The following is a 2399-nucleotide window of genomic DNA, read 5'->3' as shown; positions in this document are numbered from 1 at the left end:
GGCCGCGGTTGCGCTTGGCAATCACGACGCCTTCGTAGGCCTGCACACGCTTGCGCGCGCCTTCAACCACGTTCACGCTCACGATGACGGTGTCACCGGGGGAGAACACGGGGATGGTCTTGTTCAAGCGGGCGATTTCTTCCTGCTCAAGAGTCTGGATCAGATTCATGGTTACATCCAACGATCTTGTCCGCGCCACAATTGGCAAGCACCGGGATTGGCACTGTATGGCTGCATTACTTGCCCAATGCTATGAGCTCGGGCTCCTCGAATGCAGCGGCCGGCAGAGGATCGACAGCCCTAGATTATAGCCCGTCCGCTATTTTTGCCAAAACCGCCTCGTCTTTACGGGTCAGATGACCGCTGTCGCGCGCCTGGGCGAGCAGATCGGGGCGGTGGCGGGCGGTGATTTCCAGGCTCTGGTCGCGGCGCCAGCGCTCGATCTGCGCGTGGTGGCCCGACATCAGCACCGGCGGCACTTCCTGGCCCTGCCAGACTTCGGGGCGCGTGTAATGCGGGCAGTCGAGCAGGCCGTTGAGGCTGGGATTGAAGCTGTCGAGCTGGTGGCTGCCTTCGTCGTTGAGCACGCCGGGCTGCAGCCGCGTGACCGCATCGAGCAGCGCCATGGCCGCGATTTCGCCGCCCGACAGCACGAAGTCGCCGAGGCTGATCTGCGCGTTCACATGGGTGTCGATGAAACGCTGGTCAATGCCTTCGTAGCGGCCGCACAGCAGGATCGCGCCCGGGCTTTGCGCCCAGCGCTCCACGGCCGGATGGTCGAGCTTGCGGCCAATCGGCGAGAACAGCACCAGCGGCACCTGTTCGGCCGGGTCTTCGGCGCGGTCGGCACGGATCGCATCCAGGCAGGCCTGGAGCGGCTCGATCATCATCACCATACCCGGGCCGCCGCCAAAAGGCCGGTCGTCGACGCGGCGGTAATTGCCCTGGGCATAGTCGCGCGGATTCCACAACCGCACCGCGACCTGGTCCGATGAATAGGCGCGGCGCGTGACGCCGCTGGCGAGGAACGGCGCGAACAGTTCCGGGAACAGGGTAATGATGTCAAACCGCATGGCGTGGACCCTTCCTGCGCGGCATGGGCCGCGGCAACGAAATACAGGCCATCAATAATCCGTCTGCCAGTCGACCGTGATGCGGCGCTCCTGCAACTCGACCTTGTCCACATAGGCCGACACAAACGGGATCATGCGCTCCAGCGTTTTCCCATCTTCCTCGTAGGCGATCACCAGCACGGTCTGCGGCCCGGTGGACATCAGGTCCTTGACCTGGCCCAGCACCAGGCCTTCGCGGTTGATCACGTCCAGGCCCAGCAGGTCGACCCAGTAGTACTCGTCCTCGGCCGCCTTGGGGAAATCGGCACGCGAGACAAAGATGCGCGCGCCCTTGAGCGACTCGGCCGCCGTGCGGTCGGCGATGGCCTCGGCCGTGGCCACGATGGAGCCCGAATGCTCGCGCGACTGCTTGACCGGCAGCAGCACGGTGCCGGTGAACGTGCGCGCGCCGCGCTCGGACGGCTGCAGGAACCATTGCTTGGCAGACAGCAGCACTTCGGCGTCGGCACTGAAAGGCAGCACCTTGAACCAGCCCTTGACACCCCAGGCGTCCGCGATGCGGCCGACCTCAACGGCGTCGGCAGGCAGTTGAGCGGGTTCGAATACAGGAAGAAGGGCCATGGTGCAAGCAGAATGAGAAATGAAAAAAACGCCCCCACGCTGGCTCGCTACGCGTAGCTGCGCTGCCCCCCAAGGGGGCTTTTTTGCCTTGGGGCGGCCCGGCGGCAAAAAAAAGCGGGCTCCGTCAGCATACGCCACGGAACCCGCCTTCAGGGGAGCGTCAGATTAAGCAGCTGCCTTGGAGGCTTGCTTGATCAGGCGGTCCACTGTGGGCGACGATTGCGCGCCCACGATCTTCCAGTACGTCAGACGGTCTTGCGCAATGCGCAGACCTTCTTCGCCGCCACGAGCGGTAGGGTTGTAGAAACCCAGACGCTCGATGAAGGCGCCATCACGGCGAGTGCGCTTGTCAGCCACAACGATGTTGTAGAAAGGACGGGCCTTGGAGCCGCCGCGAGAAAGTCGAATGACGACCATAATTTATCCTTTGGGTGGTTTGCAGCAATTGCTGCAATGTTTTCTGCCACGTTGAGACACGCGACTTGGCCACCCGGCCAGCGACACGCAGCAAAGCTCACGATTATATCGATTTCTTTCCTTTATGCCTAATATCCGCGCCAGCACCGAGTCCGACATCCCCGCCATCACCGCTATTTACTGCCACCACGTGCTGCACGGCACCGGAACTTTCGAGATTGACCCGCCCAGCGAGCAGGACATGGCCGGGCGCCGCGCCGACGTGCTGTCCCGCGGCCTGCCCTACCT

5 protein-coding genes are annotated in these 2399 nt (G+C 63.3%); 1 reads left to right on the top strand and 4 read right to left on the bottom strand.

The window, feature by feature from the left end; translation table 11 throughout:
- From D3H34_RS31810 to rpsP, 4 genes are all read right to left on the bottom strand, one after another.
- Positions 1 to 169 (bottom strand): 50S ribosomal protein L19 (locus D3H34_RS31810; RefSeq protein ID WP_119558780.1); only part of this gene is annotated, 169 nt, incomplete at its 3' end.
- Positions 170 to 305: 136 nt separating this feature from the next.
- Positions 306 to 1073, bottom strand: a complete 768-nt coding sequence (trmD, locus tag D3H34_RS31805) for a tRNA (guanosine(37)-N1)-methyltransferase TrmD (RefSeq protein ID WP_119558779.1) — start codon at positions 1071 to 1073, stop codon at positions 306 to 308.
- A 51-nt stretch (positions 1074 to 1124) separates the two neighbouring features.
- Positions 1125 to 1694 (bottom strand): ribosome maturation factor RimM, encoded by a 570-nt coding sequence (gene rimM / locus D3H34_RS31800; RefSeq protein WP_119558778.1) that lies wholly within the window; start codon positions 1692 to 1694, stop codon positions 1125 to 1127.
- 165 nt (positions 1695 to 1859) lie between these two features.
- Positions 1860 to 2111: a 30S ribosomal protein S16 gene (gene rpsP, locus D3H34_RS31795; RefSeq protein ID WP_119558777.1), complete on the bottom strand. Its 252-nt coding sequence runs from the start codon at positions 2109 to 2111 to the stop codon at positions 1860 to 1862.
- Between the two features lie 124 nt (positions 2112 to 2235).
- Here rpsP and D3H34_RS34825 point away from each other — a divergent pair.
- A partial coding sequence (locus tag D3H34_RS34825) for a GNAT family N-acetyltransferase (RefSeq protein ID WP_434057725.1) occupies positions 2236 to 2399 on the top strand: 164 nt, incomplete at its 3' end.

The organism is Acidovorax cavernicola (assembly GCF_003581445.1).
This window is presented reverse-complemented; position numbering and strand designations above follow the sequence as displayed.